General features: G+C 64.3%; 2 protein-coding genes and 1 pseudogene. All 3 read left to right on the top strand.

Annotation, left to right across the window (positions count from 1 at the left end):
* Positions 1 to 360: pseudogene (locus tag EN943_RS36700) on the top strand (N-acyl homoserine lactonase family protein); the annotation flags it as partial.
* Positions 361 to 385: 25 nt separating this feature from the next.
* Complete coding sequence (locus tag EN943_RS36695; RefSeq protein WP_127416580.1) at positions 386 to 1,564, top strand: alanine--glyoxylate aminotransferase family protein; 1,179 nt, start codon at positions 386 to 388, stop codon at positions 1,562 to 1,564.
* Between the two features lie 33 nt (positions 1,565 to 1,597).
* The coding region (locus EN943_RS36690) for an SDR family NAD(P)-dependent oxidoreductase (protein WP_127416579.1) at positions 1,598 to 2,042 on the top strand (445 nt) is incomplete at its 3' end.

The raw sequence follows: 2,042 nt of genomic DNA, 5'->3' as shown, positions 1-2,042 counted from the left end.
ACCGCGCAATTGCTTGCGGGAACGACACGGGCGAATTCGACCTTCGAAGGCGTCGATGGCGACATCGAGCTTGCCAAGGGCGTCCGCCTGATCTCGACGCCCGGTCATTCGATCGGCCACTACAGCCTGCTGGTGGAGTTTCCCAAGCGCAAGCCGATCATGTTCACAATCGACGCGGCCTATACGCAGAAGAGCCTTGAAACGCTGTGCCAGGCTGCCTTCCACATCGATCCGGTGGCGGGCGTCAATTCGATGTGCAAGGTGAAGAAACTCGCCGAGGACCATGGCGCCGAGTTGATGTACTCGCACGACATGGACAACTTCAAGACCTACAGGACCGGCACGCAATTCTACGGCTGATGGCCGCCAATCGGGAGACAAGACGATGCGCTATCTCGAACACGCCGATCCGGTCATCACCCTGACCGCGGGGCCAGTGAACGCCTATGCCGAAGTGCTGCGCGGCCTCGGGCGCACGGTGCTCTACGACTACGACCCGGCGTTCCAGCTCTTCTACGAGGGTGTGGTCGACAAGGCGCAAAAGGCGATGCGGCTGTCGAACAAGCCGGTCATCCTGCATGGCGAGCCGGTGCTTGGCCTGGAGGCCGCCGCGGCCTCGCTAATCACGCCGGACGATGTCGTGCTCAACCTTGCCTCCGGCGTTTACGGCAAGGGGTTTGGCTATTGGGCGAAGCGCTATTCGCCACATCTGCTCGAGATCGAGGTGCCCTACAACGAGGCGATCGATCCGCGGGCGGTCGAGGCAATGCTGAAGGCGCATCCGGAGATTACCGTCGTGTCGGTCTGCCATCACGACACGCCGTCGGGCACGATCAACCCGATCGACGCCATCGGCACGCTGGTCTCGGCGCACGGCGGTTACCTGATCGTGGACGCCGTTTCCTCCTTCGGTGGCATGAAGACGCATCCCGAGGATTGCAAGGCAGACATCTACGTCACCGGCCCCGGCAAGTGTCTGGGCGCGCCGCCGGCGCTGACGATCATGGGCGTCAGCGACCGCGCCTGGGCCAAGATGAAAGCCAACAAGGCAGCGCCGCGCGCGTCGGTACTCAGCATCGTCGACTGGGAAAATGCGTGGTCACGGGAGAAGCCGTTCCCGTTCACGCCATCGGTGGCGGAAGTGAACGGCCTCGATGTCGCGCTCGATCTCTATCTCAACGAGGGACCGGAGGCCGTATGGGCGCGTCACGCGCTGACGGCAAAGGCGATGCGTGCGGGCGTCGTCGGCATGGGCCTGTCGATCTGGGCCGCGAGCGACGCAATCGCCTCGCCAAGCACCACGGCCGTGCGCACGCCCGACGGTGTCGACGAGAAGGCGCTTCGCCAGGCCGCGCGCGCCCGCTACGGCGTGGTGTTTTCGTCTGGTCGCGGCGAGACATTGGGCAAGCTGACACGCATCGGCCACATGGGTCCGACCGCCCAGCCGATCTATGCGATTGCGGCGCTGACGGCGCTTGGCGGCGCCATGAACGCGGCCGGCCAGAAATTGGCGATCGGCAAAGGCATCGACGCGGCGCTGGCCGTGATCGACGCCGACGCCTGAACAGACATCACCACGGATTGAGGGAGCATTTTCATGACTGAACGGCTTGCGGGAAAGACGGCCCTGGTTACAGGGGCCGCGCAGGGTATCGGCAAGGCGATCGCAGCGCGGCTTGCCGCCGACGGGGCAACCGTCATCGTCAGCGACATCAATGCCGAAGGCGCCAGGGCGGCGGCCGCGGCGATAGGCGGAAAGGCGAGGGCGATCGCCGCCGACATTTCCGATCCGGTATCGGTCAAGGCACTCTTCGCCGAAATCCAGGCCCTGACCGGGGGCATCGATATTCTGGTCAACAATGCCAGCATCGTGCCGTTCGTCGCCTGGGACGATGTCGATCTCGACCATTGGCGCAAGATCATCGACGTCAATTTGACCGGCACCTTCATCGTCAGCCGCGCCGGCACGGACCAGATGCGTGCGGCGGGGAAGGCGGGGCGGGTGATCAGCATCGCGTCCAACACCTTCTTTGCCGGCACAC

The organism is Mesorhizobium sp. M7A.F.Ca.US.006.01.1.1, from assembly GCF_003997935.1.
GTDB lineage: Bacteria > Pseudomonadota > Alphaproteobacteria > Rhizobiales > Rhizobiaceae > Mesorhizobium.
Note: the sequence above shows the minus strand (reverse complement) of the source record. Positions and strands in the feature narration are given on the sequence as shown.